Source organism: Paenibacillus sp. FSL H7-0735 (assembly GCF_038008505.1).
Taxonomy (GTDB): Bacteria; Bacillota; Bacilli; order Paenibacillales; family Paenibacillaceae; genus Paenibacillus_AQ; species Paenibacillus_AQ odorifer.
Genome location: NZ_JBBOZH010000001.1, coordinates 4,314,115 through 4,329,384 on the forward strand (window position 1 = coordinate 4,314,115; position 15,270 = coordinate 4,329,384).

Annotated in this window: 14 protein-coding genes; 1 reads left to right on the forward strand and 13 read right to left on the reverse strand. The window is 46.2% G+C overall.

The window, feature by feature from the left end:
• Positions 1-21 precede the first annotated feature (21 nt).
• Entirely contained in the window at positions 22-1,668 is a 1,647-nt protein-coding gene (locus NSS82_RS19585) for a glycosyl hydrolase family 28-related protein (RefSeq protein WP_076272687.1), read from the forward strand.
• A 6-nt stretch (positions 1,669-1,674) separates the two neighbouring features.
• Here the strand turns inward: NSS82_RS19585 and NSS82_RS19590 are convergent, their stop codons facing one another.
• The 13 genes from NSS82_RS19590 to NSS82_RS19650 form a co-directional block, all read right to left on the reverse strand.
• A complete protein-coding gene (locus tag NSS82_RS19590; protein ID WP_076272688.1) occupies positions 1,675-2,841 on the reverse strand; it encodes a DegT/DnrJ/EryC1/StrS family aminotransferase in 1,167 nt (388 codons plus the stop codon).
• The gene (locus NSS82_RS19595) at positions 2,838-3,971 is read right to left on the reverse strand and encodes a GNAT family N-acetyltransferase (RefSeq protein ID WP_076272689.1); all 1,134 of its coding nucleotides are present in this window, start codon (positions 3,969-3,971) and stop codon (positions 2,838-2,840) included. The genes NSS82_RS19590 and NSS82_RS19595 overlap by 4 nt, the downstream gene beginning before the upstream one ends.
• Entirely contained in the window at positions 3,964-4,761 is a 798-nt protein-coding gene (locus tag NSS82_RS19600) for a GNAT family N-acetyltransferase (RefSeq protein ID WP_051491570.1), read from the reverse strand. Before NSS82_RS19600 ends, NSS82_RS19595 begins: the two co-directional genes overlap by 8 nt.
• Entirely contained in the window at positions 4,758-5,372 is a 615-nt protein-coding gene (locus tag NSS82_RS19605) for a sugar transferase (protein ID WP_036689052.1), read from the reverse strand. The genes NSS82_RS19600 and NSS82_RS19605 overlap by 4 nt, the downstream gene beginning before the upstream one ends.
• 36 nt (positions 5,373-5,408) lie before the next feature.
• A complete protein-coding gene (locus tag NSS82_RS19610) occupies positions 5,409-6,503 on the reverse strand; it encodes an LCP family protein (protein WP_256718522.1) in 1,095 nt (364 codons plus the stop codon).
• Positions 6,504-6,530: 27 nt separating this feature from the next.
• Complete coding sequence (locus NSS82_RS19615; protein ID WP_076098954.1) at positions 6,531-8,441, reverse strand: polysaccharide biosynthesis protein; 1,911 nt, start codon at positions 8,439-8,441, stop codon at positions 6,531-6,533.
• Positions 8,442-8,507: 66 nt separating this feature from the next.
• Positions 8,508-9,818 carry a glycosyltransferase family 4 protein gene (locus NSS82_RS19620; RefSeq protein WP_081386614.1) on the reverse strand — a complete coding sequence of 437 codons (1,311 nt, stop codon included), beginning with the start codon at positions 9,816-9,818 and terminating at the stop codon, positions 8,508-8,510.
• Positions 9,766-11,028: an O-antigen ligase family protein gene (locus NSS82_RS19625; protein ID WP_081386615.1), complete on the reverse strand. Its 1,263-nt coding sequence runs from the start codon at positions 11,026-11,028 to the stop codon at positions 9,766-9,768. The genes NSS82_RS19620 and NSS82_RS19625 overlap by 53 nt, the downstream gene beginning before the upstream one ends.
• Positions 11,029-11,067: 39 nt before the next feature.
• Entirely contained in the window at positions 11,068-12,303 is a 1,236-nt protein-coding gene (locus tag NSS82_RS19630; protein ID WP_076272692.1) for an oligosaccharide flippase family protein, read from the reverse strand.
• Positions 12,304-12,308: 5 nt separating this feature from the next.
• Positions 12,309-13,016, reverse strand: a complete 708-nt coding sequence (locus NSS82_RS19635) for a CpsD/CapB family tyrosine-protein kinase (protein ID WP_036688243.1) — start codon at positions 13,014-13,016, stop codon at positions 12,309-12,311.
• Positions 12,964-13,722, reverse strand: a complete 759-nt coding sequence (locus NSS82_RS19640; RefSeq protein ID WP_076272693.1) for a YveK family protein — start codon at positions 13,720-13,722, stop codon at positions 12,964-12,966. Before NSS82_RS19640 ends, NSS82_RS19635 begins: the two co-directional genes overlap by 53 nt.
• A gap of 250 nt (positions 13,723-13,972) precedes the next feature.
• The gene (locus NSS82_RS19645; RefSeq protein WP_076272694.1) at positions 13,973-14,935 is read right to left on the reverse strand and encodes a permease prefix domain 1-containing protein; all 963 of its coding nucleotides are present in this window, start codon (positions 14,933-14,935) and stop codon (positions 13,973-13,975) included.
• 6 nt (positions 14,936-14,941) lie between these two features.
• The gene (locus tag NSS82_RS19650) at positions 14,942-15,268 is read right to left on the reverse strand and encodes a PadR family transcriptional regulator (protein WP_036688249.1); all 327 of its coding nucleotides are present in this window, start codon (positions 15,266-15,268) and stop codon (positions 14,942-14,944) included.
• Positions 15,269-15,270: the final 2 nt, after the last annotated feature.

A 15,270-nucleotide genomic window follows, 5' to 3' on the forward strand; every position in this document is an offset into this window, starting at 1 on the left:
AAGTATAAAGGAGTGAAGTATATGGCTTCTGCCCCTATTCCAGACAGCTCGGTGACTACGTCCATCCTTTCTGATGGTGCGGTCACATCTATTAAATTAGACCCTGAGACAAACGGTTATGTGAACGTCCGATCGTACGGCGCTGTAGGAAACGGTATCAAGGACGATACAGTAGCGATTCAAAATGCTATCAATGCGGGAAACGCCAAAAACAAAGTAGTAATCTTTCCTCCTGGTGTATACAAGGTATCTTCGGGGCACATGCGTAACCCCTCCGTCCTCGACTGGTGGTGTCTTCGAATTCCAGCCAAAACTAATTTAAGTTTTGAAGCCGGCTCCAAACTTGTGCTTGCCCCGAATCCACCCTCAGACACTAGGGTTCTAGTCATCTTAAATGCCTCAAATATCACAATCGCAGGCACCCTTGAAATTGATGGAAGTGCATCGACTGTTAAAACAGCCGTCAACGATCAGCTTCACGGCTTGTTCATTTCTTCTTCGCAAAATATAACGATAGAGTCAGTGTACTCTCACGATTGCTATGGGGATAATATCTTCGTTGGGGGGACAGAAGAAATCCCCTCCGTTAATGTGCACATCGGATATGCACGCTGTGAGACTGCTGGACGAAAGAACTTTGTGGTCCATTTTGTAGACCAGCTTCATGTCAACAGAGCAGTCCTGAATAATAGCCGCGGTGGCGCACCGGGTTTTACTGGCGCTAACTCTCTCGATCTTGAACCCGACGTCTTTAAAGGAACGCGCAGCTTTTATCAGCGATTCGACTCCTTGACTACCATTGGTTTCGGTAACGATCTATCAGCAGGGCTTACAGATGCTATCGCTAGACTCTGGACACTCGACATCGGTTCACTAGATATGCGTGTAAGCGGATCGGTAAGTCCAGCCTTACTGTCCTATGGACTGACGCTGAAAATCAATCATTTGGCTATCCGCTCCACCGATCATAAAGCTAACTTCGGTCTACAGACGATCTATTCACAATTTATTGATATCGCTAGCGCCAAGTTCGATGGCATCGGAGGCCCTGCGATCTATGCAGCGTTTAATGCTGCCGGAGGTAAACCAAGGTTGCATATCGGTTCGTTAGGAATGTACGGCTCGGGTTCCACCTTAGCAAGTGGTGTCCGAATCGACGGAGGAGATCTTTATGTGGGGACGATGGATGCACAGGACTTAACGGGCAGTACTTTGCATTTATTCACAACGGAGTCTGACGTCATGGCTACTGTCGACAATATGATCGTCCGCAATAGCGGAACCAATCAGGTAGTGCTAGTCTCTTCTTACGGTGCAGCTAAACCGTCTCTGCGCCTCAATAATGTAGCTGTGTTCGATACCCGAGCAGTGAAAGTAAAGCGAATTCTAGAATTCGAAACACTAATCGGTATGCAAGGCACATCACTAGGTACCTTGTATAATCCTTATTCGCTTCCTGAATGGTTCTCGACCTACGGTAACTTCAAACGGGCCATTCGCCTCACTGGCGGGGCAGTGTTGCCCGCGGTGTTCATAGTGGAGGGTTCGCCCGAGGGAGTCGTAACCGCCCCAGTTGGCAGTCTGGCCATGCGAACGGATGGCACGGCACAAGCCACTTTGTATGTGAAGGAAAGCGGATCAGCTGCCAGCGGATGGAAGGCTAAATAAGATGAATCAACGGTATTGGTTACATGTCTCTATCGCATAAATGACACGTTCCAAATCCTCATCCGATAAAGAGCTTCCAGAAGGCAGGCAGACACCTGTTGAAAATAAGTTATCTGATACACTGTATTCCTCACTGTAAGGATAGTAGTAATTGCTCTCGAACAAGGGTTGTAAATGCAGCGGTTTCCATACAGGCCTAGCTTCGATATTGTGCTGTTCCAGACATGACAGAAGTTGTCGTGAAGAGAACCCCGCCACTTCTTCATCGATGGTCAGCGCACTCAACCAGTGCGTGCTGCGACAATTGCGTGCTTCCGGCATAAAATGAAGACCCGGTATGGAACCTAAACGTTCCCTATATCGCCGGCCAATAGATCTGCGCCGTTCAACCCGCTCTTCAAGCAGTTCTAATTGACCGCGTCCTATAGCTGCCAACAGGTTGCTTAACCGATAGTTGTATCCCATTTCGGAATGTTGATAATGAGGGGCAGTGTCTCGGGCTTGCGTAGACCAGAAGCGCGCTTGCTCTAGGGCTTCGGTATCGTCGGATACGAGCATGCCCCCACCTGAGGTTGTAATAATCTTATTTCCGTTGAAAGAATAGATTCCGAATTGGCCCCAGGTTCCGCTGGCCTTGCCTTGATAGAAAGCACCTAATGATTCGGCAGCATCTTCAATCAAGGTAATTCCATATCGGTCAGCTATTTCTACAATGGGCTCCATATCTGCGCTTTGTCCGTATAAATTGACGACAACAGCCGCTTTTGGCAGCAGTCCTTTGTCATTCAAATCTTGGCAGGCCCGCTGAAAAGCCAGCGGACACATGTTCCAGGTCTCAGGCTCTGAATCGACAAATACGGGGGTGGCCCCCAAATATAAAATAGGATTGGCGCTAGCAACGAACGTGAGCGTTGAACAGATCACGTAATCTCCTTGTGTGACACCGGCTAGACGAAGTGCGAGATGAATCGCCGCCGTGCCAGAGCTTAACGCTAGTGCACCCTTTGATCCTGTGTAGGCGGCCATCTCCCGCTCGAACGCATCGACTTGCGGACCAATAGGAGCAATCCAACCAGAGTGTATCGCCTCCTCCATGTAGACCTGCTCACGTCCACTAATATGCGGCGGGGATAACAAGATTCGTGGCAGAATGCTTGTTTGACGAATGCTCATGCGAAGCTCCTTTCTCCATTTGGACCGATTTCTCCAGATGGAATACATATCATATCGAGATCTGGATGCCGATAGAGCGGAAAGTAACTTCCTGATACTCTAGTGTCACAAAAGGATATGATCCGCTCATACAACTCTGGAAAAAAAATTCGTTTACCTAAGTAATAGTCAAGGGGTTCCAGTTGTGTCGCGAATCTATGCTTGAATTGAAATAAGTCGTCATTCCCCTTATATCCCCCGCCAAGATGAAAACGTTCAAAGCCATTTTCCATCCCCCACTTGGCTGCTGCGTGAATTAGCAATTTGGTAGGTGACCACTGCAGATAGGCGCGATCCCAACCACATAGGTGATAATGCATCCACGGTCGTTCATGTAACACGATGCTGGTTGCCACCGTTTTCTCCCCAACCATAGCTTCGAATAGCTCTACTCTCCCCTCAAGTAGATAACTAGTATCTTCTATAAATTTTTTGGGGAAATAATAAAAAGAATCCGCCTGTAAATCATTTAGTGTTCCGTAATACAATTCACTGAAGGACTCAATACGATCTTTCAGATTGGAATTCCGAATTGTAAAGGGCGCAGACTTTATTTTGTGAATATTCCGTTTATGATTGCTGCCATAATTCCGGATAAGCTCTGCCTCCGAACCCACAGTCAAATCAATATAAATTGTATTTCTATTCCACTCGGTAGTAAGCCCGCTTTGATATTCCGTAGCGTTGCCTATTAAGGGATGAAATCTCACAAACTCAGTCATGATCTTTTTCTCTCTACAGTAATCCGTGAACGTTTCACTGAATTGCCGGTACAGCTCACTTCGTTCGGCTCCTGGAGGGAGATTCGATATCGGTCCCCCGTATCCATAAGGTGTACTAATGTCGTACCAATCACCTTCAAGCCCCAGTTGGATTACAGCAGGAAGATGGCTTATGGAACGAAGCAAGTAAGGATAAATGATGAGCTGGTCTCCCTGCTTGAATACAAACAGCTCTGCCTGCTGGTGCTCTCCGTCCTCAAACAGCCGAAAAAACGCTGAGGAGAAATAGATATCCTTCGTCTCTAACTGGTTCAAATAGGCATCCCATTCCTCTGAACTAGAGCTGCCTAGCACGATAAAGTTACTCATACAACACCTCTTGATTCTCCAATATTTTGATCATACGTATACTTTCAGTGCTTAAGATTAGCTCGGGGTCTCGCTCACGCAAATAAGCATCTGAAGAAAGCAACAGCAGCCTTTTCTCCCGGTCTAAATCCATTAATACGTCTGTCAAAAGATTGCAGCCACTCCACCCTCCACTTTGCAGCTGGATACGATAATACTGTTCACCTAACCGGCCCACTACTGAAGTCTCTTCCTTCGTTCTAATCTTAAGAGAAGAGAATCCATACTTTTGATGATGTGCTTCTGCCATCGGGTAATCATCTATGATGTACGCCAATGCTTCTCTATCCCTATCAATCGCTGGAGCCAAATCTCTTACATACCAGTAAGTCCGGCCTTCCTCTGCAAAACCAAGCCGCAAATACCAAGCATGAGCTTGCTCATTCCACGAAAATACATCAAGTGCCAGCTTCGAAATGCCATCCTTTTGGGCTAACGTCTCCCCGTAGGCCATAAGCTTGCCGCCGATGCCGTCTTTTCGATAAGCTGCGTCCACATTCAAGTTATTCAGAACCAGCATCTGCTCCATTCTTCTCCATTCAGCGAATCCAATAAGAAGATCTTCAGAATAGGCACCAATCAGCAGTGTTGCTGAATGGCTTCCGCATTTACATGCTGCTTTCAAATATTCGGGATAACCGCCACAGGCGAATATGGTTTGATTGTAGACCGACTCTGGCAAGTTGCTCTGTAAGAGCCGGCATGCAAGGTGAATATCATCTTCCTGAAGCGGACTAAACCGCAAATTCATGCCGACCCCTCCTTTTGGTTCATTCTGTACTCATCGAGTGGCAGACTATGCTCACCCGGATTGGCCACAACGTCATCTTGGCGGATCACCTTCAGCACAGTTTTGCATAAGATCAACGCATCTAATCTAAAGCTCAGCTTCTCAACATAGGTAACGTCATAGGAAAGCCGCTGTTTCCATTCCGAAGTATTACGTCCAGATACCTGCGCCAATCCCGTGATTCCGGGTCTTACAGTGAATCGCAGCCGCTCCCGTTCAGAGTAATGCGGGCTATAACGGATGAGCAAAGGTCTTGGTCCGATCAGACTCATTTCTCCCTTCACAACATTCACTAATTGCGGCAGCTCATCCAGACTCAGCTTTCGAATCAATCCGCCGAATTTGATATAACGCCGAGCATCCGATAACGGCTGGCCCTGCGCATCATACATTTCAGCCATGGTTCGGAACTTGTAGATGTAGAAGGGTCTTTCTCCCATTCCCGGCCGCTGCTGCTTGAACAAAATAGGACTTCCCAACTTTATCCGAATCAGCAACGCCACTACAGCCATGACCGGACTAAACACACCTAACATAAAGATCGCTCCCACCAAATCGAAGCCCCGCTTCATATGGCGATACATGGTAGTCATCCCCCCGCCTTTCTCTTATTCCGTAAAAAGACGTTCTGTGAGTGACTTTACCTCTTCCGAATTAGCACTCCAGTAATACACTTTAGTTCGGACGAGCGGATCTAGAGCAGAGCTGTTATGGCCAGGAATCTGTTCGTAAGCAAAATCCGCGGAATCCATTCCCTTGAATAGCCAAGCTAAGCTGATCAAATCACTGTCACTAAAACTCGTATCAATAATGTCTTTCTTTTCACGCAGTAGCAGTCCAGCTAGATCAGGAATATGCTCCGGACTTAATAGCTTTTTGGCTACAGCCCGAACGATATTGAATTGCTCCCGTTGGCGGCTAAAGTCACCCTCCGGAGTCGAGTAGCGCTCCCTTGCTAAATAAAGCGTGTGGGCACCATCCAGATGCTGCTCACCTTTCTTGATGGTGATCTCCGGAGTGATGGTCACATCCTGATCAATTAGCATATCGATCCCGCCAATCGAATCGATGAAATCACGAACACCGGAGAAGTTCGTCTTGATGTAGTAATGAATAGGAATATTCATAAAATCACTAACGGCTTGAATCAGTGTCAGCGTACCCTGCTGATTCCCACCCTTTGTCTCACCAACGATATGTGCATGATTGATCTTGGTATAACCGACATTCTGCACATAAACCCGCGTGTCCCGCGGCACAGATACGATATTCACCTTCCGTTGATCCGGCATCACATGGGCAACCATGATCGTATCTGCCCGCGAGCTTTCTCCGCCCCAAGTGTCTGTTCCAATTAGCACTACATTAAAGGATGAGCTTTTCTTGTCTGCTGGGGATATCGCCGCAGCTGGAGTTTGTGTAGGCGTTGTTAGGATAAGCTCATCCGTTTGCGCTTGTGGGGCTGGTGTGCTGAGCGACTGTACCATCTCTTCATTGTCCGTAACCACATTAGAGCTAGGGATCGTCAAGGGGTTAAGAATCGCCTTGTTAAAACGATGCTCTGGATTCAATATCCCTCCAATCCAGATCCCCCCAACTACAACCACAACAAGAATAACAATCAGGCTGTATCGTCCCACCCGCCGCATGCGTGAACGTTTACCTGTAATTGGCTTGTCGCGCTTGCCCCATAATCTTGTCATCCATGAATACTTAGTCGACTTCATAGGTCAGATTCCCGCATGAACTTCGGATTTAATGCGTTCAAGATCATGTGTGCCCACCTGCGTTTCTTCCTGAAAACCCGAATAGCTTGGAATTAGCTGCTTTAGCAGTTTTTTGATCTGATGACTGCTTGGCATCAGTTCATACCGTTTGCACAAGTTCTCCAGAACCCCCAACACCAAATTCAGTTCAGATCTGGAGACACTTTGCGGGCGGCTAATCATAATACGGTAGTTGTTAGTGACCAATAACCCTTCTTCTTCAGTCAAAAGCTCCTCAAACAATTTTTCTCCAGGACGAATGCCAGTGACCACAATGGGAATATCTTTGTCAGGCTCGAGACCCGACAAGCGGATTAAATCCCTCGCTAGATCGTATATACGAACTGGCTTACCCATATCCAGCACAAACACTTCTCCCCCTTGTGCCAGCACACTTGCTTGAATAACCAACTGTACCGCTTCGGGTATCGTCATGAAGTAACGCACCATATCCATATGTGTAACCGTCACCGGGCCGCCGTTTTCGATTTGTCTTTTGAATAACGGAATGACACTTCCCCTACTGCCCAGCACATTACCAAAACGTACAGCAGCAAAAACCGTCTTGCTTAAGGAATTCTGATCATTAATGATCATTTCCGCGGCTCGTTTCGTGGCACCCATAACACTGGTAGGATTAACCGCCTTATCCGATGAGATGAGGATGAACCGTTTAGCGCCATATTTAGCACTCGCTTCCGCTACATTCCTTGTGCCGATCACATTATTTTTAACTGCCTCTACTGGATTCATCTCCATAAGAGGAACATGCTTGTGAGCAGCGGCATGATACACAATGGAGGGGCGGAATTTTTGAAAAACGTTATCAATCCGCGATACATCCTGAATGTCCGCTATAATGGGATGAATGATCTGATCGGGATATAACTGCCGCAATTCTTGTTCAATAAGATAAATGCTATTTTCTCCATGCCCCAAAAGCAGCATTTCCTTCGGACGGTACGCAGCCAATTGCCGGCATAACTCCGAACCAATTGAACCGCCTGCACCGGTGATGAGAATACACTCGCTTCCCAAATTCTCACGAATCTCTTCCGTATTAATTTCTATTGGGCTTCTCCCCAGCAAATCATTTACGGATACTTCACGGATCATGTTAATGGCCATTTTCCCGTCCAAAATATCGGTCATACTGGGCATTAACTTGATCTGAGCTTTGGTAGATTTGCAGATTTCGATGATCTCCAGTAATTCCTTTTGTGGAGCCGTAGGCAAAGCGATGATAATGAACGAAATATCCAGCTGCTCGACTGCCTGGGGAATGAAGTTACGGTTACCGACAATCGGCAACCCCATAAGCTCCAGCTTGCGCTTTGAGATATCATCATCTATGAAGGCGACTGGGTTCATGAATTTAAATCTTGAATGCTTGATATCTTTCGTAACGAGGATGCCTGCTTTCCCTGCCCCTACGATTAGCAGATTGCCTTCGGATGAACCCTTTGCCCCCGCTGTTTCAAATCTATCGTTGATGAGACGGTTTACTAAACGTAAGCCGGCAATGCCGAGAAATACGTATCCCGCTGCAAAATAAATCGAAATCGGCAATCGATAAGAAGGGACGAATACATGCGTAGATACATTGACAGCGACCACTCCACAGAGTGTTAAAGCACTCACTTTTAGCAGCTGCAATAACTCACCTATACCGGTGTATCGCCAGATATTGTTATACACCTTGAATCCAAATGAGAACGCTGCGTACACCATAATGTGAATGAGTATCGCCCACGGAAGCATCCACATGTACTGCTCAGGGATTTGAAAATCAAACCGAAGTAAAAACACAAGCCACACTGAAGCCGCTATAATTCCCGCATCCAACATGACTAAACGTACGATCCGCATTTTCATCACTTCTTTCTCCCTAATTAACTAATTATTCGTTTATTCGTATGTTGTCTTATATGCGAGAATGAATTATCTATCTGCTGTCAGACCCGGTTGTAATTCAGACGGAAATGGCTTTATCCCTGGTTCATTCAGCGCTTCTATATAAATCGAGTCCATTTCACAAAGCACCGCAGGCAATCCATAGCGAATAATCCTGTCCTTATTCGCTTTCCCCATTGCTGCGGTCAAAGCTGCGTCCGCTCGCAGTTGAACCAGTGCTTTTGCCGTAGCAGCAATATCATCTACTGGAACCAACATGCCCGTTGACTCATGCTCAATCAAATCGCGAATGCCCCGAATATGTGTGCCGATCACGGGTTTACCTGCTGCCATCGCCTCCATAATCGCCCGGGGTAACCCCTCGCGATAGGACACGAGTGCCGCAACATCACACGCTTGTAGCAAATCCGGTATATCTCTTCGAAACCCCAGAAAATGCACCTGATCCCTAACCCCTAACCGAGTAGCAAGTTCTACAAGAGTTTGCTCGAAAGGACCTGTACCTGCGAATGCTAGATGAATATCGCTTGCTTGATCACCCAAATGATGTAGTGCTTGGATCAACTGTTTTTGGTTCTTGTTAGCATTTAACTCAGCGACGCAGAGAACAACGAATGAAGGATTATCATTGTATCTCTTAGGTAAATCAAATAGCTGGCGACGACTTTCCCCCTTCATTTTTGCAACTTCATTATCCCTCTCACCGCTACCGTATACCTGAAGATCAAGCCCGACTCCACTCACATAAGTTACTTTTTTTCGGACAGGGAATTTTTGAGCGCGCTCATAATCTTCACTATTGATAGTGATCAGCACATCCGTCCAACGGGCCATCAAATACTCCAACGGATAATAAAGCATCCAGTTCAGAAGAGGAGCACCTTTAAAAAAATGAAAACCATGAGCTGTATACAATAGGCTGGGGACACCTGTTCTATGGGCTGCAATCCGTCCGAGAATCGAAGCCACTGGTGTATGTACATGGACGAACTGAAATTTTTCCGCTTGGAAGCTTTTAGTTAAGATCCGCAGAGCCGTCCAATTCTTCAACTGTAAAGGACTTCGTTGTATAGGTACGTCGTGACATACAATTCCCCGCTGTTCCAAGCGCTGTCTGGCTTCGCCCGGCTGAGCGTAAGCATGGACTTCACACCCTTTTTGCTGCAATAACGCCATGTAAGGTAAATGAAAACTCTCGAAATGCCCATATATGGAGGCTACAAAAGCAACCTTTGCTTGTAAGCCGCCCTCAGCTGGGATACTCCCGATGTCCTTACTTGAGCTTTTATTGAGGTTGCTCTGCTCGTTGTCGAAGCTTGCGCCCAGCTGACCTTTCAACGTGTTGGGTTCGATAGGGCATCTCTCCTTTCAGGTTTTTGTCTGTTAACCGGATGCAAGCTCCGTTCATCGCCATCATGAACCACCAATACCGCTGGAATAACGCCTCAATGCCCATCGATAACCCAATCATCGCCGCATGGGACAGCAGCAATGCCATAATAATCGGTCTATGAATCGGATCTGCTGCACGATAAGAACGGATACCCACAATGAAGAACCAAATCATAAATCCGCCATATACAATCAAGCCCAATAAGCCGAATTCAGTCAAAAACCATATAGGGGTGTTGTGGATAATAATGCGCAGTTCGTAATTATAGGAACCAAGCCCAATGCCTAATAACGGACTTTGTGCGATCCAATCCACCGCTTTGTCAATGATGTCAAGACGCGACTGGATCTGGGAAGGTCTGCTGGACATAGACTCCAGCACATTTAGATAAGCGGTGCCTTTATACAGCAGCAGAGCTATAAAAGCCACCCCAAACCCCATACCGATCTTGATCAGTCTGGACGGTTTGGTAATCAAAAGTGTAAGTAATACTAGGAACAGACCAATCCAAGACGAGCGCGAGAAAGTCATCATAATGCCCCCGGCTAAGCTTATTGTCGCTAGTATGCTGACCCATCCCCGCAGCAGCTTTATCTTCTCCCCACTCGTCATGATATGAATGGCAAAAGCCGTCACCAGCAATCCCCCGTATGCATTGGGATCAATTAACATGCCGGACAACCGCCCGTCTTGCACCATGAACGGAACCTTTACTCCGCTGAAAAAAGCGAATAGGGCAACACCATTTAAGAGCAGCACACTGATCAGGAAAAATCGGAGCATTTTATATAACCGTTCCCAGCTATCTGCTGCTTGCACAAGCATGATGTAGGTCAACAAAAGGAGAATAAATCCAATATCTTTTTGCAGCAGGGCGTATTGAGTAATGAAGCCGTTGCGCCAAATGGATACAAAGGAAGCTAAAACAAAAATGAACAGCATGCCCCAATGCCATGAACTGAATATCCTCCGGTCCAATTTGAGATGGAATCCAGCGGCAAATAAACCTAACATTAAGAAGAGATCCGACGGGGCGATACGGAAGGCTCCCCCAAAATCAATCTGCGCCGGAAGGCATATGATGTACCCCATGACCGCAAACAGAAATAAATTGTGCATGGTGTAGGGCTTCCCTACAACAGATACAGATGTCATACAAGTCCCTACTTTCCTACTTTCCTATAAAACAAGAACTTATGCTGCCGCTTCCGACTGTTCCCGATTTCTTGCCTTTCCGATGACACGATACAGCACAACTACACTGCCAATCATCTGTACAAATAACGACGAACTAGCTCCCATCGCAGCACCTACTACCCCGTAATGAGGTACGAAGATCAGACAACACAAGCCATTAGTGAATGCTGTGCACAAAAACAATGGAATCTGGGCTTTGTACCTTCCGGTAGCCGTTATGGCGTACCACAGGTAGGATGAAATAAATACCAGCATGGTGGACGCCAGCAGCCAATGAAACAACCCTAACTCTCCTGCCACGTCTGAACTGAATAATACGGTTAACAGCTTGTGTCCAAACAACCACCCTATCAAACAAGCGACCGCACTAAAACCCAAACCCATCGCTATCATTCGGCTGAGTAAAGTGACAAACTCCTTGTGTCTCCCGCCTGCGTGCCACCTGGCAAGACGTGGTGTTATGGCTTCACCAAGTGCGGTGACGACAACATTGCAGGCAACAATCATATATGAGAGTGAAGCATAAATACCTAAGTCATGCTCCCCTTTAAAATAGGAAATCGCATATAATGGGATATTCGTATTTAACGACATCAACGCCAATACCAGGCCTAGCGGTGAACTGACGATCAGTAAACTCCATAGGCTTCTTTTGTTGAAGAGTGGCCTGAGAGAAGTGTATATTCTCGCTTTACGAGCATCATATCCAATCGTTATCGCTAACCATCCGATTATCATGACTAACAAGGCAAGAACAAGGCTCTGTGTAGGGATAAATACGAGGATGAAGATTAGAATGGAGAATAACCCTTTTGCCATTCTGGAGATTGAGATTTGATCTAATCTCTCCTCCTTTTGAACGATGCCTAATAAAATATCACTGATTGATTCAACGATTCTATACAGACCGATGAAGAAAATAACCAATACTGTATTCCAATCCAAACCACTTATTATGCAAAAACCTGCGGTAATCGTAAACGCAAGGGCGGTTGTTATCAGCCGTAAGCCCAGAAAGTCTCCAAAACTGTATTTCCCCGATGAATCAACGATTAATACGGAACGAAGATGTAGATGCGACAGCATAAAGATCGGAGCAGTAACTGCAAGCCCTAGCGAATATTGCCCCACGATTGCCGATGACCCGAATTTATTCAGCAGGATCACAATCACAAACTGAGCACCAGCGTAAGTGATATTCCCGAGCAAATAACGAAGAGAAGCAAATGACATAGACGTCAGACCATTCCAGAAGAAGAGGCCCACTCGGCAAAATCTTCACCACGAATCTTGGAACGCCTGCTCTTTTTCCGATAATTCAATACGGCTCCCAGCAAATGTGCTCCCTGCTGCTCTAGCAAGTGCTTGGCAGAACTCGTGTGCTTTAAGAGCACTTTTCCGGATTTCACAACTAGCAATACCCCCTCAGTCATCGTTGCCAAAATAAGGGCATCCGAAAATGGCATTAATACAGAGGATGAGTCGATAACAATCGTATCAAAACGCACGCTCAGCTCTGCAAACAATCGCTTCATTCCTTCAGAGCCTAGTAATTCAGCGGGATTTGGTGAAATCGGACCAGAGGTCAATACAGACAAACCTTCTGCTTCCTCAATAGAAATAATGCAATCCTCTAAGCGGGTATGATCCACTAAGATACTGCTAAGCCCGATCCAATTAGGCAGATCAAATGCCTTATGCACCGTTGGCGTACGTAGATCCCCATCAATGAGTAGAACTGTCTTACCAGCTTCCGCCATGGCAATCGCCAGGTTTATGGCTACCGTTGATTTTCCTTCATCCGGAAGCGAGCTTGTGACTAATAAAGAGCGGATCTCTCCACCAACGCGGGTATAACGAATATTGGAGCGTATGCTTCGGAATTGATCTCCGCTAGATGACTTCGGTTGTTCCAGGCAATATAATTTTGGCGTTTTCTTCTTCATAACTGGTGGCTCCTTCTGCTGATTTGGTTTTCGCTTTATTCCGCCGTTTGCGTGGCTTTAATTTGCCCACGGTTCCCAGAAGCGGAAGCTGCAAATCAAGCTGAATATCTTTGGCACTTCTCACGGGTTTCTCCATCAATTCCCGGAGGATAGAGATTGCAATCCCGGTAATCAGCGCCAATCCGAAGGCAACAGCCATATTGAAGACGGGCTTAGGTGAGACAGGATCAGAAGGAACCTTGGCACGGTCGAGAAATACAACATTCTCCACTCCCATAATCGATTGAATATTCGCATTAAAGGCCTCTCCGAAGCCATTCGCGATATCTGTTGCCCGTTGAGCTTTTGAATCAGTCACAATTACCGTTGTTACGAGTGACTCGCTATTGGTTCTTGTCTTAACATTTTTGAGTAACTCTTCTGCTGTCATTTTTAGCTGCAGCTTTCTGACGACCTCTTCCGCTATCCTGCTGCTTCGAATGATCTCCCCGTAAGTAGTGACCAGCTTTTGTCCGGCCATAATGTCATTAATTGCTTTCTGCTGCCTGTCCCCTTGAATAAGTATAGAAGCTGTCGCTTCGTATTTCGGCTGTAAAACGTAATAGCTAACACTACCAGCGAGCCCGACTGCAGCGATACATAATACAATAATGAACAGCAGCCTACGTTTTACTAGTTTCAAAATGCTGCCCAGTTCGAATTCCATCGATCATTTCTCCTAACTAGTTAATGTATTGTCGCCTCTTTAACAAGATTATTGTTGTATATTCATATTCTCTTTCTCTCAACATATGTCCAAGTCCGTACTTAAAATTTAAATGTCAAAATATTAAAGAGCTCATTTAGCTCACCTGTTAAAATCCAACAAAAAAAGGTATTCTCCAGCCAAATCTACTGGTAGAATACCTTACATATAATCTATCTAGTTCAGGAATGTACAAGTGTAGTCAACACCATCAGGAGATATCTTTACGGTTCAGAACATGATTAACATTGCTTAACATGCCGGACAGGATACCCGCAATTGGGAATACTGCCCAATTGATGTCCCAGCGCCCATAGACAAAACCCGTGAACAGAAAAATCGCCGTCGCCAAAGGCCATAACACAGCCCCAACAACTCCAACAAATCGGTTCTCTTCCTGCTTCTCTGCAATGATATTCGGCTCCTCCAGCAACTTCGTATAAGTACCCTGGATATTCCCGTAATAGATGAACAGAAACACCGCTACAGCCGCAATAAACAGAAAAGCAGCGACTCCATAGGGAGCATAGTCATCGTTGACATAGCTAGTGATGAAGATAAAAGCCGGCGACAGCACACACAGGCAGACTCCTGTAATCAGAGAAAGACGGTAAGTCGAAGCATAAAGACTTTGGCTCCGTTGAAGCGCCATCTTTAGAGCGTAAGGCAGCTGAAAACCTTGCTCCAGACTCTTAAAGCGATCAAGCTTCATTCCGCTGTGTATAAACATCCCGACCGCGATAGCGACCAGCACGAACATTCCGACCAGCCCCAGCATAGAACCTTTATCACTCATAACAGCCTTATTTTCAAATATTGTATCCAGAGTGATCAAAAACGCCACTCCGCATGCGCAGAGAAAAACGCCGATACCCGTCCATAATCCAGCGCTTCGTCTGGCCGCCGCATAAGCGTAAACCTCTTCTTCCGTCAGCACCGGAATAGCCTGTTCCGGCGCAACTGGATCGATGCCAAGCTCCGCTGTCAGCTCTTCAATATTGCCGAATTCCGATATGACGATACCAATCGCCTCATTCTCCGACTTGCCAGCAAGCTTCAGCTCTAGGTACTTCTCCTCCATCCCGGATAGCAGCTCTTGCTTCAGATGTTCCAGTTCCTGACTCTTTGGCAGACCCGCAAACATATTATCCAGATATACTATGATCGTCTCCATGCTCTATCACCACTCCTTGATAAATTGGTTTACAACTTGCTGCGTAACCTTCCATTCCTCACATTTTTCTCGGTAATAGGCGAGACCCAACGAGGTAATCCGATAATACGTACGCCGCTTGCCAAGACTCTCATCCAGATAAAAGGATTCTATATACCCGTTTTTCTCCAGTCGGGTGAAGGCAGAATATAACGTTGTCTCTTTCATGACATATTTCTCCTGCGTTAACTGCCTGATATTTTTGGAAATCTCGTACCCGTAAGATTCCCCGTCCAGCAGCATGTAGAGGATCATCGTATCATTGTAGCCGCGTATAACATCACTGCTGATCAAGA

What these genes read in the sequence shown, in the direction of transcription:
- NSS82_RS19640 (WP_076272693.1), bottom strand. Translation starts at nt 13,722, where the DNA reads ATGGAATTCGAACTGGGCAGCATTTTGAAACTAGTAAAACGTAGGCTG.
- NSS82_RS19600 (WP_051491570.1), bottom strand. Translation starts at nt 4,761, where the DNA reads ATGAATTTGCGGTTTAGTCCGCTTCAGGAAGATGATATTCACCTTGCA.
- NSS82_RS19595 (WP_076272689.1), bottom strand. Translation starts at nt 3,971, where the DNA reads ATGAGTAACTTTATCGTGCTAGGCAGCTCTAGTTCAGAGGAATGGGAT.
- NSS82_RS19605 (WP_036689052.1), bottom strand. Translation starts at nt 5,372, where the DNA reads ATGAAGCGGGGCTTCGATTTGGTGGGAGCGATCTTTATGTTAGGTGTG.
- NSS82_RS19610 (WP_256718522.1), bottom strand. Translation starts at nt 6,503, where the DNA reads ATGACAAGATTATGGGGCAAGCGCGACAAGCCAATTACAGGTAAACGT.
- NSS82_RS19590 (WP_076272688.1), bottom strand. Translation starts at nt 2,841, where the DNA reads ATGAGCATTCGTCAAACAAGCATTCTGCCACGAATCTTGTTATCCCCG.
- NSS82_RS19630 (WP_076272692.1), bottom strand. Translation starts at nt 12,303, where the DNA reads ATGTCATTTGCTTCTCTTCGTTATTTGCTCGGGAATATCACTTACGCT.
- NSS82_RS19585 (WP_076272687.1), top strand. Translation starts at nt 22, where the DNA reads ATGGCTTCTGCCCCTATTCCAGACAGCTCGGTGACTACGTCCATCCTT.
- NSS82_RS19615 (WP_076098954.1), bottom strand. Translation starts at nt 8,441, where the DNA reads ATGAAAATGCGGATCGTACGTTTAGTCATGTTGGATGCGGGAATTATA.
- NSS82_RS19635 (WP_036688243.1), bottom strand. Translation starts at nt 13,016, where the DNA reads ATGAAGAAGAAAACGCCAAAATTATATTGCCTGGAACAACCGAAGTCA.
- NSS82_RS19625 (WP_081386615.1), bottom strand. Translation starts at nt 11,028, where the DNA reads ATGACATCTGTATCTGTTGTAGGGAAGCCCTACACCATGCACAATTTA.
- NSS82_RS19645 (WP_076272694.1), bottom strand. Translation starts at nt 14,935, where the DNA reads ATGGAGACGATCATAGTATATCTGGATAATATGTTTGCGGGTCTGCCA.